The organism is Noviherbaspirillum phoenicis (assembly GCF_047237965.1).
Lineage (GTDB): Bacteria > Pseudomonadota > Gammaproteobacteria > Burkholderiales > Burkholderiaceae_D > Noviherbaspirillum_A.
The window spans coordinates 4,238,324-4,259,242 of the sequence record NZ_JBDFLX010000001.1; the positions used below are offsets into that span (position 1 = coordinate 4,238,324).

Below are 20,919 nucleotides of genomic sequence, written 5' to 3' on the forward strand. Positions count from 1 at the left end.
CAGGCCATGCGCTACATTTGCCGGAATAAATGGGCAAAGACCCGGCTGACCGCCAGGGTTTCGGACCGGCCGCGCAGCGACAGCCGCAGCCGGCCGGCCTCATCGCGCACCGCCGCCGTGACCTGGCCGATATTGACCACCGTGCCGCGATGGATCTGCCAGAACTGCGCCGGGTCGAGCTGGTCCAGCAGCTCGCGCAGCGACAGGCGGATCAGCGACTGGCTGTCGGCGGTGACCACGTTCACATACTTGTCGGTGGCCTCGAAATAGATCACGTCCGGCACCGGGATCATGCGAACCTGGTTGCCCACCGCGGCCCGGATCACGGTCAGCCGGGCGGCCGGCTGCGCGGCGACCGGCGGCGCCAGCGCGCGCAACTGCCGCAGCACCTGTTCCAGCGCCGCATCGCCCGTGGCTGGCGCGGCCAGGCGCGCCTGCAGCCGCGCCACGGTCCTGGCCAGGCGGGCGTCCGAGACCGGTTTCTGCACGTAGTCGGCGGCGGCCTGCTCGAAGGCCTGCAGCGCGTAGTCGTCATAGGCGGTAACGAATACGACCAGGGGGAAAGGGCGGCCATCGGGCCAGTCCTCGGCCAGCGCCTCGGCCGCCTGCAGGCCGGTCATGCCCGGCATGCGGATATCGAGAAACAGCAGGTCAGGCTGCAATGCCAGCGCCTTTTCCACCGCCTGCACGCCATTCTGCACGATGGCTTCGATGGCCAGTTCCGGCCACAGCCTCTGCAGGGTGTGGGCCAGGGCCTGGGCCAGCACGGGTTCGTCTTCTGCGATCAGGGCACGGAAAGCAGTCATCGTAGCGGCATCCTTATTTCGGCAATCGCGCCCTGCGGCAGGTTGGGCGTCAGGGTCAGGCTGGCGGCGTCGCCGTATAGCGCCGCCAGGCGTTCGCGCACATTGCGCAGCGCCAGGCCGTTGCCCGGCGCTGCTTGCGCTTCCAGGCCCATGCCGGTATCGCGCACGGTCAGCACCAGCAGATCGCCATGGCGGGCCGCGCCGACATCGATCCGGCCGCCTTCCATGCGCGGCTCCAGTCCGTGATGTATTGCATTTTCCACCAGCGGCTGCAGCAGCATCGGCGCGACATCGACGCCGGCCAGGTCGGCGGGCAGGTCCAGCGCATAAGCCAGGCGCTGGCCCATGCGCACCGACATCAGGCCCAGGTAGGCCTGCATCAGCCGGAATTCCTGGGCCAGCGTGGTGCTGGCGAGGCGGGAACTGCCCAGCGTGGCGCGCAGATATTCGATCAGCTGGTCCAGCAGCAGCTGGGCGCGCGGCGGATCGATGGCGATCAGGCCCTGCAGGTTGGCCAGGGTATTGAACAGCATATGCGGCTCGATCTGCGCCTGCAGCAGTTGCAGCTGCGCCTGCATGGCTTGCCGCTCGATGCCGGCCGCGCGCGCCTTCTCGGCTTCGGCCTGCGCCTCCAGGTAGGCAAGCCGGCCGCGATTCCAGAAGAACCAGGTGGCGGTCAGTCCGGCCAGCACCGAAAACAGCAGGATCTGCGCCGCGTGGCTGGAATGGATGGGCAGCACCGGATGATCGTGCATGCCCAGCAGCCAGGCCGCCAGCAGGCTGCCGCCCATCTGCGCCGCCGGCAGCGATACCAGGGTGAGTGCGGCAAACGGCAGGCCGGGCGGCTTGCCGTCGCCCCACAGCAGCAGCCGGCCGCCGTCGATGAACAGCCAGGCCAGCGTGCCGATGCAGAGCGAAAACACCAGGTTTTCCAGGAAGCTGCCGCCGCGGTGCAGCACATGGGTGATGACGACGGCGCACAGCAGATTGAATCCGATGACGATCAGCAGATGCAGCGGCAGGCGCTGGCGCCAGGTCTTCAGGGGCAGGGTCTGTTCCATGGTCTACACCAGATGAAAGGCATGCCACACCAGGTAGCCCAGGCGGCGCCCCGGCAGCAGCGTGAACAGGCCGGCAATCACCAGGCCGGCATAGGCGCCAGTGACGAAGCGGCGATGGCGGGCGACATCGCGGCCGCGGATCGACCGGACCGCCTGGAATAGCGAATAGAGCGTCATCAGCGAGAGCAGATGTATCCAGGAAAAGTGCCCATTGTGCCGGATGCCGAAGGATGCTAGTGCGGTAACCGCCATCAACAGCAGCCAAACCCTGCCGGAAACCCGGTGCAGCGGCGTGCCTTTCCTGAACAGGAACATTGCTGCGCCGACAATGACCGCGGCCAGCGCGGTAGCCAGATGGATCAGGATGACGGGCGTGAAGCTCATGGCAACTCTCCGTAAAAAGGGTATCGATGCACCCATTTTCCGGACGACGCCGGCGCCGGCACAGCGTCATGCGACGAAACGCCGCAGGCATGCCGCCAGTTGCCATGAGGAGCGACGAAGTGCGGCGAGATTCACCGCAGCGCGGTCAGACGACGCCCTTGTCCCGCAGCGCCGCGATGTCCGCCTCGCTGCGGCCCAGCAGCTGCGACAACACTTCGCCGGTATGCTGGCCCAATAGCGGCGGCGGCGCGTCATGCCGCGGCGGCGTGGCCGACATCTTCATCGGGCTCCTGACCAGGTTCACCTGGCCGGCGGTCGGATGCGGCAACGCCACCTTCATGCCGCGCGCCTGCACCTGCGGATTGTCGAACACTTCATCGAGCCGGTTGATCGGCCCGCACGGCACGCCGGCCTGTTCCAGCACGTCTATCCATTCCTGCTTGGTCTTTTGCCTGACCATGTCGGCCAGGAGCGGCACCAGCAGGTCGCGGTTGCGCACCCGTTCCGGGTTGGTGGAAAAGCGCGCATCCTCGGCCAAGTCGGGCCGGCCGCCGGCGGCGACGAACTTGCGGTACTGGCCGTCATTGCCCACCGCCACGATGATGTGGCCGTCGGCGGTGGCGAAGGTCTGATAAGGCACGATATTCGGATGGGCATTGCCCCAGCGCACCGGCGGATTGCCGCTGGACAGGAAATTGGTCGCCATGTTGGCCATCATCGCCACCTGCACATCCAGAAGCGCCATGTCGATCGCCTGGCCTTCGCCGGTGCGGTCGCGGTGGGTGAGGGCGGCCATCACCGCGATGGTGGCGTACATGCCGGTCATCAGGTCGGAGATCGCCACGCCGGCCTTTTGCGGACCGCCGCCGGGCAGGTCGTCGCGCTCGCCGGTGATGGACATGAAGCCGCCCATGCCCTGGATGATGAAGTCATAGCCCGGCCGGTGCGAATAAGGGCCGTCCTGGCCGAAGCCGGTCACGGAACAGAAGATCAGGTCGGGCTTGACGGCGCGCAGAGAGTCATAGTCCAGGCCGTATTTCTTCAGTTGCCCGACCTTGTAGTTTTCCAGCACTACGTCGCAGTGCCGCACCAGTTCGCGCACGATCTGCTGGCCTTCCGCGCTGGAAATATCCAGCGTGATGGAGCGCTTGCCGCGGTTGGCGGCGAGGTAATAAGCGGCTTCGGTGGTGTCGTTGCCTTCTTCATCTTTCAGGTAGGGCGGGCCCCAGGACCGGGTGTCGTCGCCGGCGCCGGGGCGTTCCACCTTGATCACGTCGGCGCCGAGGTCGGCCAGATTCTGGGCGCACCACGGACCGGCCAGCACGCGGGTCAGGTCCAGCACGCGGATATGGCCGAGCGCGGTCTTGTTGGGGGTTGGGGTCATGTTTTCTGTCTCCTGCGGGTTTCGGTGGTTGGGAGTGTAGGGCAAAGGGCGGGGAAGAGTCAGTAGCGCGTCCGGGCCAGGCCATTCCTGCCCACCCCGTATCCCGTATAATCAGCCGTTTGCAATATGCCGCCACTGCGCCCAGACCATGAACTCGTCCGATATACGCGATAAATTCCTCAAGTTTTTCGAATCCAAAGGCCACACCGTCGTCCGTTCGTCCAGCCTGGTTCCGGGCAACGACCCGACGCTCCTGTTCACCAACTCCGGCATGGTGCAGTTCAAGGATGTGTTCCTCGGCACCGACAAGCGCAATTACGTGCGGGCCGCCTCGGTGCAGCGCTGCCTGCGCGCCGGCGGCAAGCACAACGACCTGGAAAACGTCGGTTACACCGCGCGCCACCATACCTTCTTCGAGATGCTGGGCAACTGGTCCTTCGGCGACTACTTCAAGCGCGACGCGCTGGTCTGGGCCTGGGAACTGCTGACCACGGTCTACGGCCTGCCGCCGGAAAAGCTGTGGGCCACCGTCTATGAAACCGACGACGAAGCCTTCGACATCTGGGTCAATGTGATCGGCCTGCCGCCGGAGCGCGTGGTGCGCATCGGCGACAACAAGGGCGCGCCGTATGCGTCCGACAATTTCTGGCAGATGGCCGACACCGGCCCCTGCGGTCCGTGCTCGGAAATCTTCTACGACCACGGCCCGGACGTCTGGGGCGGCCCGCCGGGCAGCCCGGAGCAGGACGGCGACCGCTATATCGAGATCTGGAACAACGTGTTCATGCAGTTCGACCGCCAGATCGACGCCAACGGCGTGGCCACGCTGACGCCGCTGCCGGCGCCCTGCGTCGATACCGGCATGGGCCTGGAGCGCCTGGCCGCGGTGCTGCAGCATGTGCACAGCAACTACGAGATCGACCTGTTCTCCCGCCTGATCGCCGCCGCCGCCCGCGAAACCAATACCACTGATCTCGCCAACAACTCGCTGCGCGTGATCGCCGACCATATCCGCGCCTGCGCCTTCCTGATCGTCGACGGCGTGATCCCGTCCAGCGAAGGCCGCGGCTATGTGCTGCGCCGTATCATCCGCCGCGCGCTGCGCCATGGCCACAAGCTGGGCCAGACCAAGCCGTTCTTCCATCGTCTGGTGCCCGACCTGGTTCAGGAGATGGGCAATGCCTATCCGGAACTGAAGGAAGCCGCCGCCCGCGTCGAGCAGGCGCTGAAGGTCGAGGAAGAGCGTTTCGGCGAGACGCTGGAAAACGGCATGAAGATCCTGGAAGCGGCGCTGGCCAAAGACCCGGCCCACCTGGACGGCAAGACCGCCTTCACGCTGTACGACACCTACGGCTTCCCGCTGGACCTGACCGCCGACATCTGCCGCGAGCGCGACGTCACGCTCGACGAGGCAGGCTTCCAGGCCGCGATGGCGCACCAGAAGTCGACCGCGCGCGCGGCCGGCAAGTTCGAGATGGCGACCTCGGTCGAGTACAGCGGCCCGAAAACCCGCTTCGTCGGCTACGACACCCTGCAGCAGGAAGGCGAGGTGCTGGCGCTGTACGTCAATGGCGCGGCGGTCGACAAGGTCGAGGCTGGCCAGGAAGCCATCGTGGTGCTGGACAGCACGCCGTTCTACGCCGAATCCGGCGGCCAGGCCGGCGACATCGGCACCCTGGAATCCGAAGCCGGCGCGTTCCGGGTGCAGGACACGAAGAAGCTGCAGCCGGACGTGCACGGCCACCATGGCGTGCTGGAATCGGGCACGCTGGCGGTCGGCGATGTGCTCGACGCCAGGGTGGACGCGCGCCACCGCGCGCAGACCATGCGCAACCACTCGGCCACCCACCTGATGCACAAGGCGCTGCGCATGGTGCTGGGCGGCCATGTGTCGCAGAAGGGCTCGCTGGTCGACGCCGACAAGACCCGCTTCGACTTCAGCCACAATGCGCCGCTGACGCAGGACGAGATCCGCCGCGTCGAAGCCATCGTCAACCACGAGATCCTGGAAAACCACGCGACCGAAGCCAAGCACATGCCTTACGACGACGCCATTTCCCATGGCGCGATGGCGCTGTTCGGCGAAAAGTATGGCGACGAGGTGCGGGTGCTGGGCATAGGCTCGTCGCGCGAACTGTGCGGCGGCACCCACGTGACCCGCACCGGCGACATCGGCCTGTTCAAGATCGTCTCCGAAGGCGGCGTGGCCTCCGGCATCCGCCGCGTGGAAGCCGTCACCGGCGACAACGCGCTGGCGCTGGTGCAGAAGCTGTCGTCGCAGGTCAGCGAGGCGGCTGCCGCGCTGAAGGCGCAGCCGGACGAACTGGCAGCGCGCATCCAGCAGGTGCAGGACCAGGTGCGCACGCTGGAGCGCGAGCTCAATGCGATGAAGGCCAAGGCCGCGGCCAGCAAGGGCGACGAGCTGGTGGGCCAGGCGGTCGACATCAACGGCCTGAAGGTGCTGGCGGCCACGCTGGACGGCGCAGACGTCGCTGCGCTGCGCAGCACGATGGACAAATTGAAGGACAAGCTGAAGTCGGCCGCTATCGTGCTGGCGGCGGTCAATGACGGCAAGGTCAGCCTGATCGCCGGCGTGACGCCCGACGCCACCGGCAAGGTCAAGGCCGGCGAGCTGGTGAACTTCGTGGCCCAGCAGGTGGGTGGCAAGGGCGGCGGCCGGCCCGACATGGCGCAGGCCGGCGGCACCGACCCGAGCGGCCTGCCGCGCGCGCTGGAAGGCGTGGCCGGCTGGGTGCGCGAACGGGCATAAGCCTGTCACGCACAGGAAAAACGGGCGGCCTCGGCCGCCCGTTTTTTATTGCGAATGGCTTTTTGCAGGGCACACCGAGGGCTGGCTCCTGGCCGGCCCTCAGCTGAACGCTGCCACTTTCTCCTGGACAAACGGAATGTGGAGAGCGATGGCTTCGGGGTGCTCGAGAGCCGGCGCGAATTCTCCAACTTCGTAGATGCCATTCTTGAGGTGGGAGCGGCCTTCTGCGTCGTAATGCAGCCTGTCCTGTTCACACCAGTCCAGCACCTGCAGCAGCATCTTGCACTGGTGGACGAAGACATTGTGCCTGTTCTCGTGCATCGACTTGTGCGGGTTGTAGGGACAGGCCGACTGTATGATCGGGCAGCCGGTATCCAGTTCGCGGTCAACGTAATGTACGGTCGCGCCAATGAACCTGGAGCCCGAGCGCACCGTGTCGCCAAAGCCGTCGCGGCCCGGGCAGGCGGGCAGGATGGACGGATGCATATTGATCAGGCGCCCGCGGGCCTGCTCCAGAAAGGGGTCCCGGAAGAGGCGCTTGTAGAAGGAGACGAAGAGGTCGATGTCTTCATTCTCGAACTTGTCGGCCAATGCCTTGGAAAATTCCAGGCTGTCCTTGGTGGCGATCACGGATGACGGAATGCCGTACTGGCTCGCCACCTCCAACGCGCCGCATTCCCTGTCGGTGACGAGGCAGGCGATCCGTTGGCTGAAATAGGGAATCGGCAGCAGGCTGGACATCACGCTACCCATGGTGGACGAGATAATCGCGACACGAATCATGGCATCTTCTTCAGGAGGAGTGCATCGGGGATGCGCCTCATTCTTAAGGTAAAACGCCGTTGCCCTTCTGATATCGATCAGATGAAAGCCTTAATTTGCGCGGTGCGCCGAAACGTTGCGGTAGCCGGCTCCGTCGGCCCGGCCGCAACGCCAGGCATGAAGCGACAGGAACCGTTTCACATGGCGAACAAAGACCGGGCGCATGGCAGCTCACCGATATCCATGCCTGCCGGTCCCGCCCCGTTGAACAACGTTGTTCAACCCTTGAATGGCTGCGGCCTTCGCTGATATCTCACAGCGCCGCGATCAGTCCTTCCAGCTTCACGGCGTCGGCGCAGAACTGGCGTATGCCTTCGGCCAGCTTCTCGGTCGCCATCGCGTCCTCATTGAGCTGGAAGCGGAAGGATTTCTCATCCAGGCTGAGCTTTTGCAGGTCGCTGTCGCGGGCGGCGTCCGGGCTGAGCTTTCTGGCTACCGGCGCGGTGCCGTCGGCCAGCTTCTGCAGCAGTTCAGGGCTGATGGTCAGCAGGTCGCAGCCGGCCAGCTCGACGATCTGGGAGGTGTTGCGAAAGCTCGCGCCCATGACTTCGGTCTTGTGGCCGAACTTGCGGTAGTAGTTGTAGATGCGCTGCACCGACTGCACGCCGGGATCGTCGGCGCCGCCGTATTCCTGGCCGGTGGACTTCTTGTACCAGTCGTAGATGCGGCCGACGAAAGGCGAGATCAGCTGGGCGCCGGCATCGGCGCAGGCCACGGCCTGCGGCAGCGAGAACAGCAGCGTCATGTTGCAGCGGATGCCGTCGCGCTCCAGCGCCTCGGCGGCGCGGATGCCTTCCCAGGTCGAGGCAATCTTGATCAGCACCCGTTCGCGCGACACGCCGGCGGCTTCGTACAGCGCGATCAGCTCGCGGCCCTTGGCGATGGTGGCTTCGGTGTCGAACGAGAGGCGGGCGTCGACCTCGGTGGAGACGCGGCCCGGGATGATGTCGAGGATGCGCCGGCCGAACACCACGAGCAGCTGGTCGATGATATGGCCGGCTCCCTTGCCCTTGAAGTCGCGCGCGGCCTGTTCCAGCAGCGGACGGTATTCATCCTTCTGCACCGCCTTCAGGATCAGCGACGGGTTGGTGGTGGCGTCCTGCGGCGAATAGGCCTTGATGGACTGGAAGTCGCCCGTGTCGGCAACGATGGTGGTGTATTGCTTGAGCTGTTCGAGTTGGTTCATGGTTGGGTTCGCGGTGAAAAGGTAATCGTTTGTCCGGCCAGGAGGCACTAGTGTAATCCGAGGGCGGTCAGGGCGGTTCCGGCGCCTCGGTGTAGGAGTCGAACTGTATGTCGATGCGCTGCAGCGCCTTTTGCGCCGCCTCCATCCTGCGCCGGAAATCCGGCCCGCGGCGCAGCGCCAGGCCCACGGCGAGGATGTCGATCACCACCAGGTGCGCCAGGCGCGCCGTGATGGGGCGGTAGGGGTCGGTATCCACCGGCAGGTCGACCGGCAGCAGCACGGTGGCCAGTGTCGCCAGCGGCGTGCCGGACGGCGCGATCACGATCACGTCGGCGCCGGCTCGGCGCGCCAGCTGCACGCTGTGCAGGAGCGCCGTGCTGCCGCCGCGCTGCGAGATCGCCACCACCGCGTCGCCGGCTTCCAGGAGCGCCGCCGAGATCGCATGGATATGCGGATCGGAATAGGCGACCGTGGGCACGCCGGAACGGAAGAACTTGTGCTGGGCGTCGGCCGCCACCAGGCCGGAACTGCCCTGGCCGTAGAACTCGATCTTGGCCGCCGCCGCCAGAATGTCGATCGCGCGCTGCACCGCCTGCGGGTCCAGCGTGTTGCGCAGGTCGAGCAGGGTATTGACCGAGCGGCCGCAGATCTTGCTGACCAGGTCTTCGGCCAGGTCGTCCTGCAGCGGCGTCTCGTCGCGGCCGCTGGGCGCCAGCGCCAGGCCCTGGGCCAGCTTGAGCTTGAATTCATGCCAGCCGTCGCAGCCGACGGCGCGGCAGAAGCGCACCACGGTGGGCTCCGACACCTGGGCGGTGCGCGCCAGCGCGGTGATGTTTTCCGAGATGGTCAGCTGCGGATTGTCCAGCACCGCCATCGCCACCTTGCGCTCGGACTTCGACAACGCATCCATCTGGTTGCGGATGGCATCCAGCAGCATGGCCGCTCAGTCCTCCGGCAGCGCTTCTTCGCGCCACTGCAGGCCGTCGCGGCCAATCAGCGCGCTGGCCGCGCCCGGCCCCCAGGAGCCGGCGGTGTAGAACACCGGGTCGTTGTCTTCCTGGTCCCAGAAATGCAGGATGGGCTCGACCCATTCCCAGGCCGCTTCCAGCTCGTCGCTGCGCATGAAGAGCGTGAGCTGGCCGCGCAGCACGTCCATCAGCAGCCGCTCGTAGGCTTCCATGCGCGGCTTCTTGAAGGTTTCGCGGAAGTCCAGTTCCAGGTCGACCAGCTTTAAGCGCATGCCGTCGCCGGGCGTCTTGGCCATCAGGTTCAGGTTCAGGCCTTCGTCCGGCTGGAGACGGATCACCAGCGAGTTCGGCTGGAAGCTGCTGATGGGCTGGTTGAAGATGGAGTGCGGGATGGACTTGAAGCGCACCACGATCTCGGCCAGCGAGTCGGCCATGCGCTTGCCAGTGCGCAGGTAGAAGGGCACGCCGGACCAGCGCCAGGTGTCGATCTCGGCCTTGACCGCGACGAAGGTCTCGGTGCGGGAACCGGGATTGGCGTCCTGCTCCTTGCGGTAGCCGGGCACCGCCTCGCCCTGCACATGGCCGCTCTTGTACTGGCCGCGCACCACGTTCTGCACCAGGGTGTTGGGCGTGAAGCGGCGCAGCGCCCGCAGCACCTTGAGCTTTTCGTCGCGCACCGCGTCGGGCGTGCTGTCGACCGGCGGCTCCATCGCAACGATGCACAGCAGCTGCAGGAGGTGGTTCTGCAGCATGTCGCGCAGCGCGCCCGAGGTTTCGTAATAGCCCATGCGGTTGCCCACGCCGAGTTCCTCGGCGATGGTGATCTGCACGTCGGAAATCCATTCGCGCCGCCACAGCGGCTCGAACAGGATGTTGCCGAAGCGCAGCGCCAGCAGGTTCTGCACCGCTTCCTTGCCCAGGTAATGGTCGATGCGGAAGATCTGCGATTCGGCGAATACGCGGCCGACATCGGCATTGATCTGGCGCGCGCTTTCCAGGTCGCGGCCGAGCGGCTTTTCCAGCACCACGCGGGCATTCGGCGTGGCCAGGCCGGCGTCAGCCAGGTTCTCGCAGATGGCGGCGAACAGGCTGGGCGGCGTTGCCAGGTAATAGACGCGGGTCAGCTTCTCGTCGTCGCGCAGCGCTTCCTTCAGCGGGGCGTAGGTGCCGGCGTCGGTGGCGTCGAGGGAGACGTAATCGACCCGCTCGCAGAAGGCTTTCCAGGCGGCTTCGTCCAGCCGCTCCTTTTCGATGTGCGGCTTGGCCTGGCGCGTGATCTCCTCGAGGTATTGCTCGCGGCGCCATTCGTGGCGGCCAACCGCGATCACGCGGCCCGACGGCGGAAATCCCTTGCCGCGGCTTAAGGCGTAGAGGGCAGGGATCAGCTTGCGCATGGCGAGGTCGCCGCCGCCGCCGAACAGGACAAAATCGAAATCGCTCATTGCCATGGATCAGGCATCCGTAAGAGGTTGGGCCAGCAGCGCCTGGCGGGCGCGTGCGATCAGGCCGTTGGTGGAGGCGTCGTGCGCCCCGGCGTTGGGGGCGCCGCTCAGTTCATGCTGGATCGCCTTGGCCAGCACCTTGCCCAGTTCCACGCCCCACTGGTCGAAGCTGTTGACGCCCCAGATCACGCCCTGCACGAATACCTTGTGCTCGTACAGCGCGATCAGCGCGCCCAGGCTGGCCGGGGTCAGCGCGTCCAGCAGCAGGGTGTTGCTGGGCCGGTTGCCGGGGAAGGTGCGATGCGCCACCAGCGCCTCGATCCGGTCCGGGGCCATGCCCTGCGCCTGCAGTTCGGCGCGCACCTCGTCGCCGGTCTTGCCGCGCATCAGCGCCTCGCTCTGGGCGAAGCAGTTGGCCAGCAGCGCTTCCTGGTGGCCGGGCAGGGCATGCGACGGCTGCAGCGCGGCGATGAAGTCGACCGGCACCGGGTCGGTGCCCTGGTGCAGCATCTGGAAGTAGGCATGCTGGCCATTGGTGCCGGTGTCGCCCCAGATCACCGGGCAGGTGGCGACCGTCACCGGCGCGCCGTCCAGGTCCACGCCCTTGCCGTTGCTTTCCATTTCCAGCTGCTCCAGGTAGCCGGGGAAGCTGGCCAGGTCCTGGTGATAGGGCGCGACCGAGATCGAGGTGCTGCCCAGAAAGTTGCGGTTCCAGATGCCCACCAGCGCCAGGATGGCCGGCAGGTTGCGCTCCAGCGGGGCGCTGCGGAAGTGCTGGTCCATGCCGTGGGCGCCGGACAGGAATTCGCGGAAGCCATCGGCGCCAATGGCGATGGCCAGCGGCAGGCCGATCGCCGACCAGACCGAGTAGCGGCCGCCGACCCAGTCCCAGAAGCCGAACATGTTGGCCGGATCGATGCCGAATTCGGTAACCGCCTTGGTGTTCGTGGACACCGCGACGAAATGCTGCGCCAGGTGCTTTTCCTCGCCGTGCGTCAGGAACCAGGCGCGCGCCGACTGCGCATTCATCATGGTTTCCTGGGTGGTGAAGGTCTTGGAGGCGACGATGAACAGCGTGGTCTCGGGCTTGACGCGCGCCAGCAGCGCATCCAGGTCATGGCCGTCGACATTCGAGACGAAATGCATCGCAATGCGCGGGTGGCTGACGCTGCGCAGCGCCTGGCACGCCATTTTCGGGCCGAGATAGGAGCCGCCGATGCCGATATTGACGACATCCGTGATCTGCTCGCCGGTGTAGCCGGTCCAGGCGCCGGAACGCACCCGCTCGGCAAAATGTCCAAGCCGGTCCAGCACCTGGTGAACCTCGGCGGCCAGGTCCTGTCCATCGATCATCAGCTGTTCGCCACGCGGCGCGCGCAGCAGGGTATGCAGCACGGCGCGCTGTTCGGTGTGGTTGATCTTCTCGCCGCTGAACATTGCCTCCCGCCGAGCCTCGACGCCGCGCTCCCGCGCCAGGGTACACAGCAGGTCCATGGTGTCGCGCGACACCAGGTTCTTGGAATAGTCGAGAAAGATGCCGGCCGCCTGTTCCGAAAAGGACTGGAAACGGTGGCTGTCGGCGTTGAACAGGTCGCGCAGCCGCCAGTCGCGGGCGTCGGAAAAATGGCGCTGCAGGGCGGTCCAGGCGGGAGAGGAGCGCAGGTCGTTAGCGGACATGGGAAGGGATGAAAGATGAAATTCAGTCAAGTATATAGGAACTTTAGGTAATTTCACTACATGTTATCGCCCTGGCTGCGCAGGGTTCGAACAGGAGCATACCTTACGCTATGAGTCGCAGGAGCGCAAGCAGGAAAAACCATCGTTTTCATTGCGCCCGATCAAGCATGAGACCGGCTTGCCGGGGAAATTCCGGGCCCATACTTTGTAGTATAATTTCACGATTATTTTTAGCGAGGAACTTCCATGACGCTCAATCCTGTCGTCGCGTCCGTCACCGAACGCATCATCCTGCGCAGCCGGCCGTACCGCAGCGCCTACCTGACCCGGCTGGAGCTGGCGCGGCGCCAGGGCGTGCAGCGTGGCGCGCTCGGCTGTACCAATCTCGCCCACGGTTTCGCCGCCTTCCCGGCCAATGACAAGCTGGTGCTGAAGGAGCAGAAGAAGCCGTCGGTAGCCATCGTTTCCTCCTACAACGACATGCTCTCGGCGCACCAGCCTTTCGAGCATTTTCCGGCCAGGATCAAGGAAGCCGTGCGCCAGGTCGGCGGCGTGGCCCAGTTCGCCGGCGGCACGCCCGCCATGTGCGACGGCGTCACCCAGGGCCAGCCGGGCATGGAGCTGTCGCTGTTTTCCCGCGACACCATCGCCATGGCGACCGCAGTGGCGCTGTCGCACAACATGTTCGACGCCGCCGTCTACCTCGGCATCTGCGACAAGATCGTTCCGGGCCTGTTGATCGGCGCGCTGCATTATTCCCATCTGCCGGCGGTGTTCATCCCCGGCGGGCCGATGACCACCGGCATGGCCAATTCGGAAAAGGCGCGCATCCGCCAGCTGTATGCCCAGGGCAAGCTGTCGCGCGAGGAACTGCTGGAAGCCGAATCGCGCTCCTACCATTCGGCCGGCACCTGCACCTTCTACGGCACCGCCAACAGCAACCAGATGCTGATGGAAGTGATGGGCCTGCATCTGCCGGGCGCGGCCTTCATCACCCCCGGCACGCCGCTGCGCGACGCGCTGACCGCGGCCGCGGCCCAGCGCGCGGTGCAGATCACCGACCAGTCGGGCGAATATCTGCCGGTCGGCCATGTGGTCGACGAGAAGGCCATCGTCAATGCCATCGTCGCGCTGCTGACCACCGGCGGCTCGACCAATCACACCATGCACCTGGTGGCGATTGCCCGCGCGGCCGGCATCGTCATCGACTGGAACGACTTCAGCGAACTGTCGGGCGTGGTGCCGCTCCTGGCGCGCATCTATCCGAACGGCGAAGCCGACGTGAACCATTTCCACGCCGCCGGCGGCACCGGCTTCGTGATCCGCGAACTGCTGGACGCCGGCCTGCTGCACGAGGACGTGAAGACCATCCTCGGCCAGGGCCTGCGCAAGCATGCGGCCGAGCCGCTCCTGATCGACGGCAAGCTGACCTGGCGCGACGCGCCGGCGACAAGCGGCGACGAGAATGTGGTGCGGCCGGCCAGCGCGCCGTTCTCGGCCGATGGCGGCCTGCGCCTGATGTCGGGCAACCTGGGCCGCTCGGTGATCAAGGTGTCGGCGGTCAAGCCGCAGTACCGGGTGGTGAAGGCACCGGCCATCGTGTTCGATTCTCAGGAGCAGTTCCTGCATGACTTCAACGAGGGCAAGCTCGACCGCGACTTCGTGGCCGTGGTGCGCTTCCAGGGCCCACGCGCCAACGGCATGCCGGAACTGCATTCGTTGACGCCGGCGCTGGGCGTGCTGCAGGACGCCGGCCGCCATGTGGCGCTGGTCACCGACGGCCGCATGTCGGGCGCATCGGGCAAGGTGCCGGCCGCGATCCACGTGTCGCCGGAAGTGCTGGCCGGCGGTCCGCTGGGCAAGGTGCGCACCGGCGACATGATTCTGCTCGACGCGGAGCAGGGCGTGCTGCAGGCGCTGGTGCCGGAGGACGAATGGAAAGCGCGCATACGCGAATCAACCGACCTGGCCTCGAACGAGGTCGGCCATGGCCGCGAACTGTTTGCGATGTTCCGCAACGCCGTCACCACCGCCGAGGAAGGCGCGGCCACCTTTGGCCTGCCGCCCTTGATCAAGCAGGTGAACCCGGAAATCAACCAGCCGGGCGGCGAGAAGGAATCCAAGGAATTCAGCGACGAAGACACGCTGATCCGCTCGAGCGGCGGCGACGCGACAACCCAGAAGGAGATCGGCTAATGGCCAACCTGTCCGTGCTTGACATCATGCGCACCTCGGCGGTGATTCCCGTCATCGCCATCGACGACATCAACCATGCGGTGCCGCTGGCGCGCGCGCTCGTGGCCGGCGGCATCCGGGTGCTGGAAGTGACCCTGCGCACCGCCCATGGCCTGCCAGCCATCAGGGCGATGGCCGAGCAGGTGCCCGATGCCATCGTCGGCGTCGGCACGCTGACCCAGCCACGTGAATTCGCGGCGGCGCGCGACGCCGGCGCCGTGTTCGGCGTGTCGCCCGGCCTGACGCCGGCGCTGATCGAGGCTGCAAAATCCAGCGGTTTGCCGCTGTTGCCGGGCGTGATGACGCCATCCGAGGTGATGGCCGCACGCGAGGCCGGCTTTCGCCAACTGAAGCTGTTCCCGGCCATGCAGGCGGGCGGCGTCGGCATGCTCAATGCGCTGGCCGGACCGCTGGGCGACGTGATGTTCTGTCCCACCGGCGGCGTGTCGCAGGAGAATGCGCCGCAATTCCTGGCCTGCCGCAATGTCGCCTGCGTGGGCGGCTCCTGGCTCACGCCCAAGGAGGCGCTGGTCGCCGGCGACTGGGACCGCATCACCGCGCTGGCGCGGGCGGCCTCGGCGCTGCGCGGCTGAGCATTTCCCGGCGTGGCCGCTGCGGGCCGCGCCGGCCTCACCGCCTTGTCCGCAAAGGCGGTGATCGTCCTTTTGATTCTCCACCGATTCCGGTTTCATGCCGGACCGCTGAAAGCGGCGATTCGCTCGACAATTCTGTTGAGGCAGCCTCCGGGCTGAAATAGAATCCCCCTCGGCCGGCGCCTGCCGCTCCCGCCGTCTGCCTGCTTTGTGACCCAATTGCCCCGATTCCGTACGAAGCACCCTTGCGCCAGCCGGGAGGCCCATGCCGCTATCGCGTCGCACGTCCGCTTTGCCGCCGGTATCGGCGCGCATGGCATTGCTGTCGGTATTCCTGGCCGGCCTGTGCGCCACCGGAGCGCTTTTTTTCCTGGTAAGCCGGCTGGAAACGCGTCAGGAAGAGCTTCACTTTCGCGACCTTGCACAGCGTCGCTTCACCGCAATCCGCATCGGGACGGAAGGGGCGATGGCGGCCCTGCATGGTGTGAATCATCTGTTTGCCGCAGTGGATATGGTCAGCGCCGAACAGTTCAGGACCTATGCCCGGCCCCTGCTGAAGGCATATCCCTACCTCGTCGCGCTGGGGTTCCAGCGGATTATCCCGGCCCAGGAGCGGGCGGCGTATGAAGCGCGCATGCGTCTGCGCTTTCCCGGATTCGACATTACCGAACTGGCGCCGGATGGCAGCCTGGTTCGTGCCGGCGACCGCCCGACATACCGGGTCGTCGAATACATCGAGCCGCTGGCCGGGAATGAAGTGGTGCTTGGCATGGATTCGAGCTTCCTGGAAGTGCATAACCTAGCGGCGCGACGGGCTGCGCAGCTTGGCCTGCCGGCGGCGACGGCCCTGTTCGGACTGCCGCAGTACAAGGGAATGAGAAAAGGCTTCCTGGTGCTGTTGCCCGTCCATGCCGGGAAAGACGGCGGGGACGGCACTGCGCCGGTGCGCGTGGTCGGATACAACGCCGCCGTCTTTATCGCCGATGAACTGTTTGCGCGGATACTGGCCTCGACCACGGTGGCGGGCCGTTCAAGATTGACGGTGAGCGTGCATTCACTGGTTGCGGGACAGATGCAGGAGGAAGTTTTCCGCAGCGACCAACCGGCGTCGGATGTGTTCTGGCTTGAAGAGCATGTGGCCAGGCTGTTCGGCGCCCGGCCTCTGTTGCTGCATGAGGATATCGACATCGCCGGCAGCGCCTGGCGCCTCACGGCCATCGCTGCAGGAAAATTCCTGCCAGAGCATCATGCGGGTTCCCTCCTGGTGCTGTTGCTGGGCCTGGCCTCGACCCTGTCGGCCGCAGCCTATCTGCGGAAATTGAACCGGCGCACGCTGGACCTGGCGCATGCCAATGCGATGCTGAACCGGGACATCGTCGAGCGCCGCGACATCGCGCTGGCCCTGAGCCGCAGCGAGGATCGTTTCCGGCGCCTGGTGGAACTCTCGTCCGACTGGTACTGGGAACAGGACATCGCTTACCGTTTCCGCCTGCTGGCGGGGCGCAAGGTGAAGGAAACCCCGGCCATGCTGGCCAGGGTGATCGGCCGCACGCGCTGGGACGTGGCGCTGTCGGTTGATCCCGAGGAACTGGCCGCGCACCGGGCGCTGGTGGAGGCGCACCAGCCGTTCCAGAATTTCGAATACCTGCTGACGCTGACGCCCAATGAACAAGTCTGGCTGAGCGTCAATGGTGAGCCGGTGTTCGATGAGGATGGGCAGTTTGCCGGCTACCGCGGCACAGGCCGGGACATCAGCCAGCGCAAGCGCTCCGAGCAAGCCTTGCGCGAACTGACGGCGCACCGGGAGTCGATCAAGGAACAGGAGCGCAAGCGTATTGCCTTGGAAATCCATGATGAGCTGGGACAGACACTAATGGCCCTGCGGCTCGATGTTGCCAGCCTCTATGCTCGCGTCTGTGGGCATGCCCGGCTGGGCGAGCGTGTCGGGCTGGCGCTGTCGCATATCGATAGCAGCATCAGGGCGGTGCGCAACATCATCAATGACCTGCGTCCGCCGGTGCTGGACCTGGGCCTGGACGCGGCAATCGAATGGCTGGTCGGCCAGTTCCAGCGCCGCAGCGGCATCCATTGCCACCTGGCCTGGAACAGCGGCGCCGCCATCCTCGAAGAGCGCGTGGCGACTGCGCTGTTTCGCATTGTCCAGGAAGCCCTGGCCAATGTCGTGCGGCATGCAGATGCCAGCGAGGTCACGATTACCCTGGGCAGCAATGCCGGCGCGGTCAACATGACCATCGCCGACAACGGCAGGGGCGCGCAGCCGGAAGACTGTCGCCGCGCAGGCAACTTCGGCCTGGCTGGCATCAGCGAGCGGGTCGTGGCGCTGGGCGGCAAGTTCGATATCGTCAGCGCGCCGGGAATCGGCCTGACCCTGGTCATCTGCCTGCCGTTGTGAAGGGCTGCCTGGCGTGCTCGCCCCGTCCGCGTGTTATTAGCACAAGTGGCCAATCTCGCTGATAATGCCTGTTCGCCAACAACAACTTTTGTATGAACAACTTTTTGCTGGTCGTTCTTGCCCTGTTCCTGGTCGCATTGAACGGATTTTTCGTGGCCGCCGAATTCGGCCTGGTCAAGTTGCGGCAGACCCGCATCCGCGCCATCGCCAGGACCCATGGCTTGCGCGGCCGCATGCTGGCCAAGGTGCACGGCCAGCTCGATGCTTATCTTTCGGCCTGCCAGCTCGGCATCACGCTGGCTTCGCTGGGCCTGGGCTGGGTCGGCGAACCCGCCTTTGCCCGCCTGCTGGAGCCGCTGTTCGCGATGGCGGGCGTGACGTCGCCCGAAATCATCCATGGCGTGTCCTTCTTCTTCGCGTTCTTCCTGATTTCCTTCCTGCATATCGTGGTCGGCGAGCTGGCGCCCAAGTCGATGGCAATCCGTTACCCCGAGCGCATCGGCCTCTGGGCCGCAACGCCCCTGTACAGCTTCTACTGGACGATGTATCCGATCATCTGGGTGTTAAATGCCAGCGCGAACGGCGTGCTGCGCCTGGCTGGCCTGAATGCCTCCGGCGGCCACGATACGCATTATTCGGCGGAGGAGCTGAAGCTGATCCTGCGCAGCAGCCGCAACAGCAGCAAGTTCAGCGCCGACGAATGGAATGTGCTGGCGCAGACGCTGGACTTCGGCGACCTCGACGTGGCCGACCTGATGCGCCCCATCCATGAAATTGCCGCCTTGCACCGCGGCCTCTCGCTGGCGGAAAACCTGGCCACTGTTTATCGCACGCGCTATAGCCGCTATCCCTATTTTGCCGAGGACGGCATCGAAGTCCTGGGCGTGATTCATCTGAAGGACCTGTTCCTGGCGGAGCAGGACGGCCGCAAGATCACCGACCTGACGCCCTTCCTGCGGCCGGTGTCGCATGTGACGCCGCGCATGCCGGCGGTGGAACTGATGCGCCGCTTCCGCACCGGGGCGCCGCATTTCGCCGTGGTGGGCAAGAAGGGGCACAAGCCGCTCGGCTTCCTGACCCTGGACAACCTGCTGGGTGCGCTCGTGGGTGAAATCCGCGATGAGTTCCGCCAGAGCGACAACGACTGGACCCGGCTGGACGACGGCACCCTGATGGGCAAGGGCAGCCTGCCGATTTTCACGCTGGAGCGGGCGCTGGGTATCGACGTGGAAAACGAGGAGGTCGACCTGGAAGAGGCCGACTCGGTCGGCGGCCTGGTAATGGAAAAGCTGGGCGACATTCCGCGCGAGGGACAGAAGATCGCGTTCGCCCAGTTCGACGTGGTGGTGAAGAAAATGAACGGGCCGCGCATCGTGCTGCTGCGCATCTACCCGCGAAAAAACAGCGGGGAAGAGACCGGCGTCTGAAGGACGGCTGAAGGCCAAGCGCGTAAAATGCCGCTTTTCCCTTTTTGCCTTCACCATCATGACCCAGGACGAACAAAAGCAGGCGGTTGCCCGCGCAGCCATCGATTACGTGGAAGACGGCGCCATCATCGGCGTCGGCACCGGCTCCACCGCCAATTTCTTCATCGACGAACTGGGCAAGGTGCGTGACCGCATCCAGGGCGCGGTCGCGTCCTCGGAAGCCACGGCGGCCCGGCTGCGTTCGCATGGCATCCGCGTGTTCGATTTGAATGAGGTGGATTCCCTGCCGGTCTATATCGATGGCGCGGACGAGATCAACGCCCAGGGCGCGATGATCAAGGGCGGCGGCGCGGCATTGACGCGGGAGAAGATCGTTACCTCGGCGGCGGACAAGTTCATCTGCATCGCCGACGGCTCCAAGCTGGTCGACACCCTGGGCAAGTTCCCGCTGCCGGTGGAAGTGATCCCGATGTCGCATCGCGTCGTCAGCCGCAAGCTGGCAGCGCTGGGCGGCCAGCCGACGTTGCGCATGAAGGATGGCCAGCCGCTCGTCACCGACAACGGCTGCTACATCCTGGACGTGGCAGGCTTGCAGATCGGCAATCCGGCCCAGTTCGAAGCGACTGTCAACAATATCGTCGGCGTGGTGACGGTAGGCCTGTTTGCGCAGCGCTGCGCCGACGTTGCGCTGCTGGGCACCAGCGAAGGCGTCAAGAAGCTGGTGTTTTAAAAATGTTCCCACTGGCAAGCCGTGACTGTCCACAGGCCGTCACTGCTTGCGGAACTTACGCGGACGGCCGACCACGCATGTTTTGATTTGGAACACGCGTTTTGTTTGAAGGAAAAGCTAAGGTTGCATCTGGATCGGCTTGAATTTGTTTTTAATTTCATAACGAAAAGCCGGCGAGTATGATGAATGGCGTCTTTCCTTCAATCACTCTATGGCAGAGGCCGTGCGTAAAACCACCAAGCTGGTCATTTTCGGCGTTGAAGATTTTGCCGATATCGCCTACGAATATTTCACCTGGGATTCCGACTATGAAGTCGTGGCGTTCGCCGTCGACCGCGCCTACCTGGAACCGGGGGAATGCCGCAAGTTTGGCCTGCCAGTGGTCGCGTTCGAGGACCTCCGCGCTGCTTTTCCACCGGAGGACCATGCCTTCTTTGCCGCGGTCGTCTATGCCGATCTGAACCGGCTGCGGGAACGGATCTGTCAGCGGGCCAGGCAGCAGGGATACCGACTGGCCCGCTACGTCAGTTCGCGCGCCTTTGTATGGCGCAATGCGACGCTGGGAGAGCATTGCTTCATTTTCGAGAACAATTGCGTCCAGCCTTATGCCAGCATCGGCGATAACGTCGTGCTCTGGTGCGGCAACCAGATCAGTCACCATGCCCGCATCGGTCATCACTGCTTTCTGAGCGGCAGCGTCGCCGTGGGCGGATGGGCGAACGTTGGCGACCACTGCTTTGTCGGGCTCAATGCCACGCTGGCCAACAATACCGACCTGGGCGCACGCAGCTGGGTGTCGCATGGCGCGGTGCTTTCCGGCACGGTGCCGCCGGCTTCCTTCGTCAGCGCGGGCTCATCAGACATTGCCGCGCTGGACGATGCCAGGCTGGCGCTTGCACTGCAGCGGGCGAGCCAGGCCAGGAAGCGCCATGGCGCAGCAGCGATGGCGCCGGCAGTCGACGGGCTGGATCTACCGTGCGATTAAGCCCGGTTTCCCTGGAACGGCGCTTCCTTCCCCATG

The 20,919-nt window shown here is 65.3% G+C and carries 16 protein-coding genes; 7 read left to right on the plus strand and 9 right to left on the minus strand.

All coding sequences use genetic code 11. The features are described 5' to 3' along the window. Positions 1-11 precede the first annotated feature (11 nt). The 4 genes from ABC383_RS18990 to ABC383_RS19005 all read right to left on the minus strand — a co-directional run bounded on the left by ABC383_RS18990 (position 12) and on the right by ABC383_RS19005 (position 3,635). Positions 12-806 (minus strand): LytR/AlgR family response regulator transcription factor, encoded by a 795-nt coding sequence (locus ABC383_RS18990; protein WP_413015984.1) that lies wholly within the window; start codon positions 804-806, stop codon positions 12-14. Continuing rightward, positions 803-1,867 (minus strand): sensor histidine kinase, encoded by a 1,065-nt coding sequence (locus tag ABC383_RS18995; RefSeq protein WP_413015985.1) that lies wholly within the window; start codon positions 1,865-1,867, stop codon positions 803-805. Before ABC383_RS18995 ends, ABC383_RS18990 begins: the two co-directional genes overlap by 4 nt. A gap of 3 nt (positions 1,868-1,870) precedes the next feature. Beyond that, positions 1,871-2,251, minus strand: coding sequence for a DUF2306 domain-containing protein (locus ABC383_RS19000; protein ID WP_413015987.1), 381 nt, complete (start codon positions 2,249-2,251; stop codon positions 1,871-1,873). Between the two features lie 145 nt (positions 2,252-2,396). Continuing rightward, on the minus strand, positions 2,397-3,635 hold the full coding sequence (locus ABC383_RS19005) for a CaiB/BaiF CoA transferase family protein (protein ID WP_413015989.1): 1,239 nt from the start codon (positions 3,633-3,635) through the stop codon (positions 2,397-2,399). Positions 3,636-3,783: 148 nt separating this feature from the next. Between ABC383_RS19005 and alaS the strand changes: the two genes are divergently transcribed. Beyond that, positions 3,784-6,405 (plus strand): alanine--tRNA ligase, encoded by a 2,622-nt coding sequence (alaS, locus tag ABC383_RS19010; RefSeq protein WP_413015991.1) that lies wholly within the window; start codon positions 3,784-3,786, stop codon positions 6,403-6,405. A 99-nt stretch (positions 6,406-6,504) separates the two neighbouring features. Here the strand turns inward: alaS and ABC383_RS19015 are convergent, their stop codons facing one another. The 5 genes from ABC383_RS19015 to pgi all read right to left on the minus strand — a co-directional run bounded on the left by ABC383_RS19015 (position 6,505) and on the right by pgi (position 12,500). Beyond that, positions 6,505-7,188, minus strand: coding sequence for a formyltransferase family protein (locus ABC383_RS19015; RefSeq protein ID WP_413015993.1), 684 nt, complete (start codon positions 7,186-7,188; stop codon positions 6,505-6,507). 292 nt (positions 7,189-7,480) lie between these two features. Beyond that, positions 7,481-8,413 carry a transaldolase gene (gene tal, locus ABC383_RS19020; protein ID WP_413015995.1) on the minus strand — a complete coding sequence of 311 codons (933 nt, stop codon included), beginning with the start codon at positions 8,411-8,413 and terminating at the stop codon, positions 7,481-7,483. Between the two features lie 67 nt (positions 8,414-8,480). After that, complete coding sequence (locus ABC383_RS19025) at positions 8,481-9,350, minus strand: SIS domain-containing protein (RefSeq protein WP_413015997.1); 870 nt, start codon at positions 9,348-9,350, stop codon at positions 8,481-8,483. Between the two features lie 6 nt (positions 9,351-9,356). After that, positions 9,357-10,829, minus strand: a complete 1,473-nt coding sequence (zwf, locus tag ABC383_RS19030; protein ID WP_413015999.1) for a glucose-6-phosphate dehydrogenase — start codon at positions 10,827-10,829, stop codon at positions 9,357-9,359. 3 nt (positions 10,830-10,832) lie between these two features. Beyond that, positions 10,833-12,500 carry a glucose-6-phosphate isomerase gene (pgi, locus tag ABC383_RS19035; RefSeq protein WP_413016001.1) on the minus strand — a complete coding sequence of 556 codons (1,668 nt, stop codon included), beginning with the start codon at positions 12,498-12,500 and terminating at the stop codon, positions 10,833-10,835. A 246-nt stretch (positions 12,501-12,746) separates the two neighbouring features. Here pgi and edd point away from each other — a divergent pair, with 246 nt between their 5' ends. The 6 genes from edd to ABC383_RS19065 all read left to right on the plus strand — a co-directional run bounded on the left by edd (position 12,747) and on the right by ABC383_RS19065 (position 20,883). Further along, entirely contained in the window at positions 12,747-14,696 is a 1,950-nt protein-coding gene (gene edd, locus ABC383_RS19040) for a phosphogluconate dehydratase (RefSeq protein WP_413016003.1), read from the plus strand. Beyond that, positions 14,696-15,328, plus strand: coding sequence for a bifunctional 4-hydroxy-2-oxoglutarate aldolase/2-dehydro-3-deoxy-phosphogluconate aldolase (eda, locus tag ABC383_RS19045; protein WP_413016005.1), 633 nt, complete (start codon positions 14,696-14,698; stop codon positions 15,326-15,328). Before edd ends, eda begins: the two co-directional genes overlap by 1 nt. Before the next feature lie 265 nt (positions 15,329-15,593). Next, positions 15,594-17,741, plus strand: coding sequence for a sensor histidine kinase (locus ABC383_RS19050; protein WP_413016006.1), 2,148 nt, complete (start codon positions 15,594-15,596; stop codon positions 17,739-17,741). A 92-nt stretch (positions 17,742-17,833) separates the two neighbouring features. Then, complete coding sequence (locus tag ABC383_RS19055) at positions 17,834-19,168, plus strand: hemolysin family protein (protein WP_413016008.1); 1,335 nt, start codon at positions 17,834-17,836, stop codon at positions 19,166-19,168. 58 nt (positions 19,169-19,226) lie between these two features. After that, complete coding sequence (gene rpiA / locus ABC383_RS19060) at positions 19,227-19,898, plus strand: ribose-5-phosphate isomerase RpiA (RefSeq protein ID WP_413016010.1); 672 nt, start codon at positions 19,227-19,229, stop codon at positions 19,896-19,898. A 223-nt stretch (positions 19,899-20,121) separates the two neighbouring features. Beyond that, complete coding sequence (locus ABC383_RS19065) at positions 20,122-20,883, plus strand: acetyltransferase (protein ID WP_413016012.1); 762 nt, start codon at positions 20,122-20,124, stop codon at positions 20,881-20,883. The last annotated feature ends 36 nt before the right edge of the window (positions 20,884-20,919 follow it).

Coding starts and splice junctions, on each gene's coding strand:
- ABC383_RS19015 (WP_413015993.1), bottom strand. CDS start 7,188: ATGATTCGTGTCGCGATTATCTCGTCCACCATGGGTAGCGTGATGTCC.
- ABC383_RS19000 (WP_413015987.1), bottom strand. CDS start 2,251: ATGAGCTTCACGCCCGTCATCCTGATCCATCTGGCTACCGCGCTGGCC.
- edd (WP_413016003.1), top strand. CDS start 12,747: ATGACGCTCAATCCTGTCGTCGCGTCCGTCACCGAACGCATCATCCTG.
- zwf (WP_413015999.1), bottom strand. CDS start 10,829: ATGGCAATGAGCGATTTCGATTTTGTCCTGTTCGGCGGCGGCGGCGAC.
- ABC383_RS19050 (WP_413016006.1), top strand. CDS start 15,594: ATGCCGCTATCGCGTCGCACGTCCGCTTTGCCGCCGGTATCGGCGCGC.
- tal (WP_413015995.1), bottom strand. CDS start 8,413: ATGAACCAACTCGAACAGCTCAAGCAATACACCACCATCGTTGCCGAC.
- pgi (WP_413016001.1), bottom strand. CDS start 12,500: ATGTCCGCTAACGACCTGCGCTCCTCTCCCGCCTGGACCGCCCTGCAG.
- ABC383_RS18995 (WP_413015985.1), bottom strand. CDS start 1,867: ATGGAACAGACCCTGCCCCTGAAGACCTGGCGCCAGCGCCTGCCGCTG.
- rpiA (WP_413016010.1), top strand. CDS start 19,227: ATGACCCAGGACGAACAAAAGCAGGCGGTTGCCCGCGCAGCCATCGAT.
- eda (WP_413016005.1), top strand. CDS start 14,696: ATGGCCAACCTGTCCGTGCTTGACATCATGCGCACCTCGGCGGTGATT.
- ABC383_RS19005 (WP_413015989.1), bottom strand. CDS start 3,635: ATGACCCCAACCCCCAACAAGACCGCGCTCGGCCATATCCGCGTGCTG.
- ABC383_RS18990 (WP_413015984.1), bottom strand. CDS start 806: ATGACTGCTTTCCGTGCCCTGATCGCAGAAGACGAACCCGTGCTGGCC.
- ABC383_RS19025 (WP_413015997.1), bottom strand. CDS start 9,350: ATGCTGCTGGATGCCATCCGCAACCAGATGGATGCGTTGTCGAAGTCC.
- ABC383_RS19055 (WP_413016008.1), top strand. CDS start 17,834: ATGAACAACTTTTTGCTGGTCGTTCTTGCCCTGTTCCTGGTCGCATTG.
- alaS (WP_413015991.1), top strand. CDS start 3,784: ATGAACTCGTCCGATATACGCGATAAATTCCTCAAGTTTTTCGAATCC.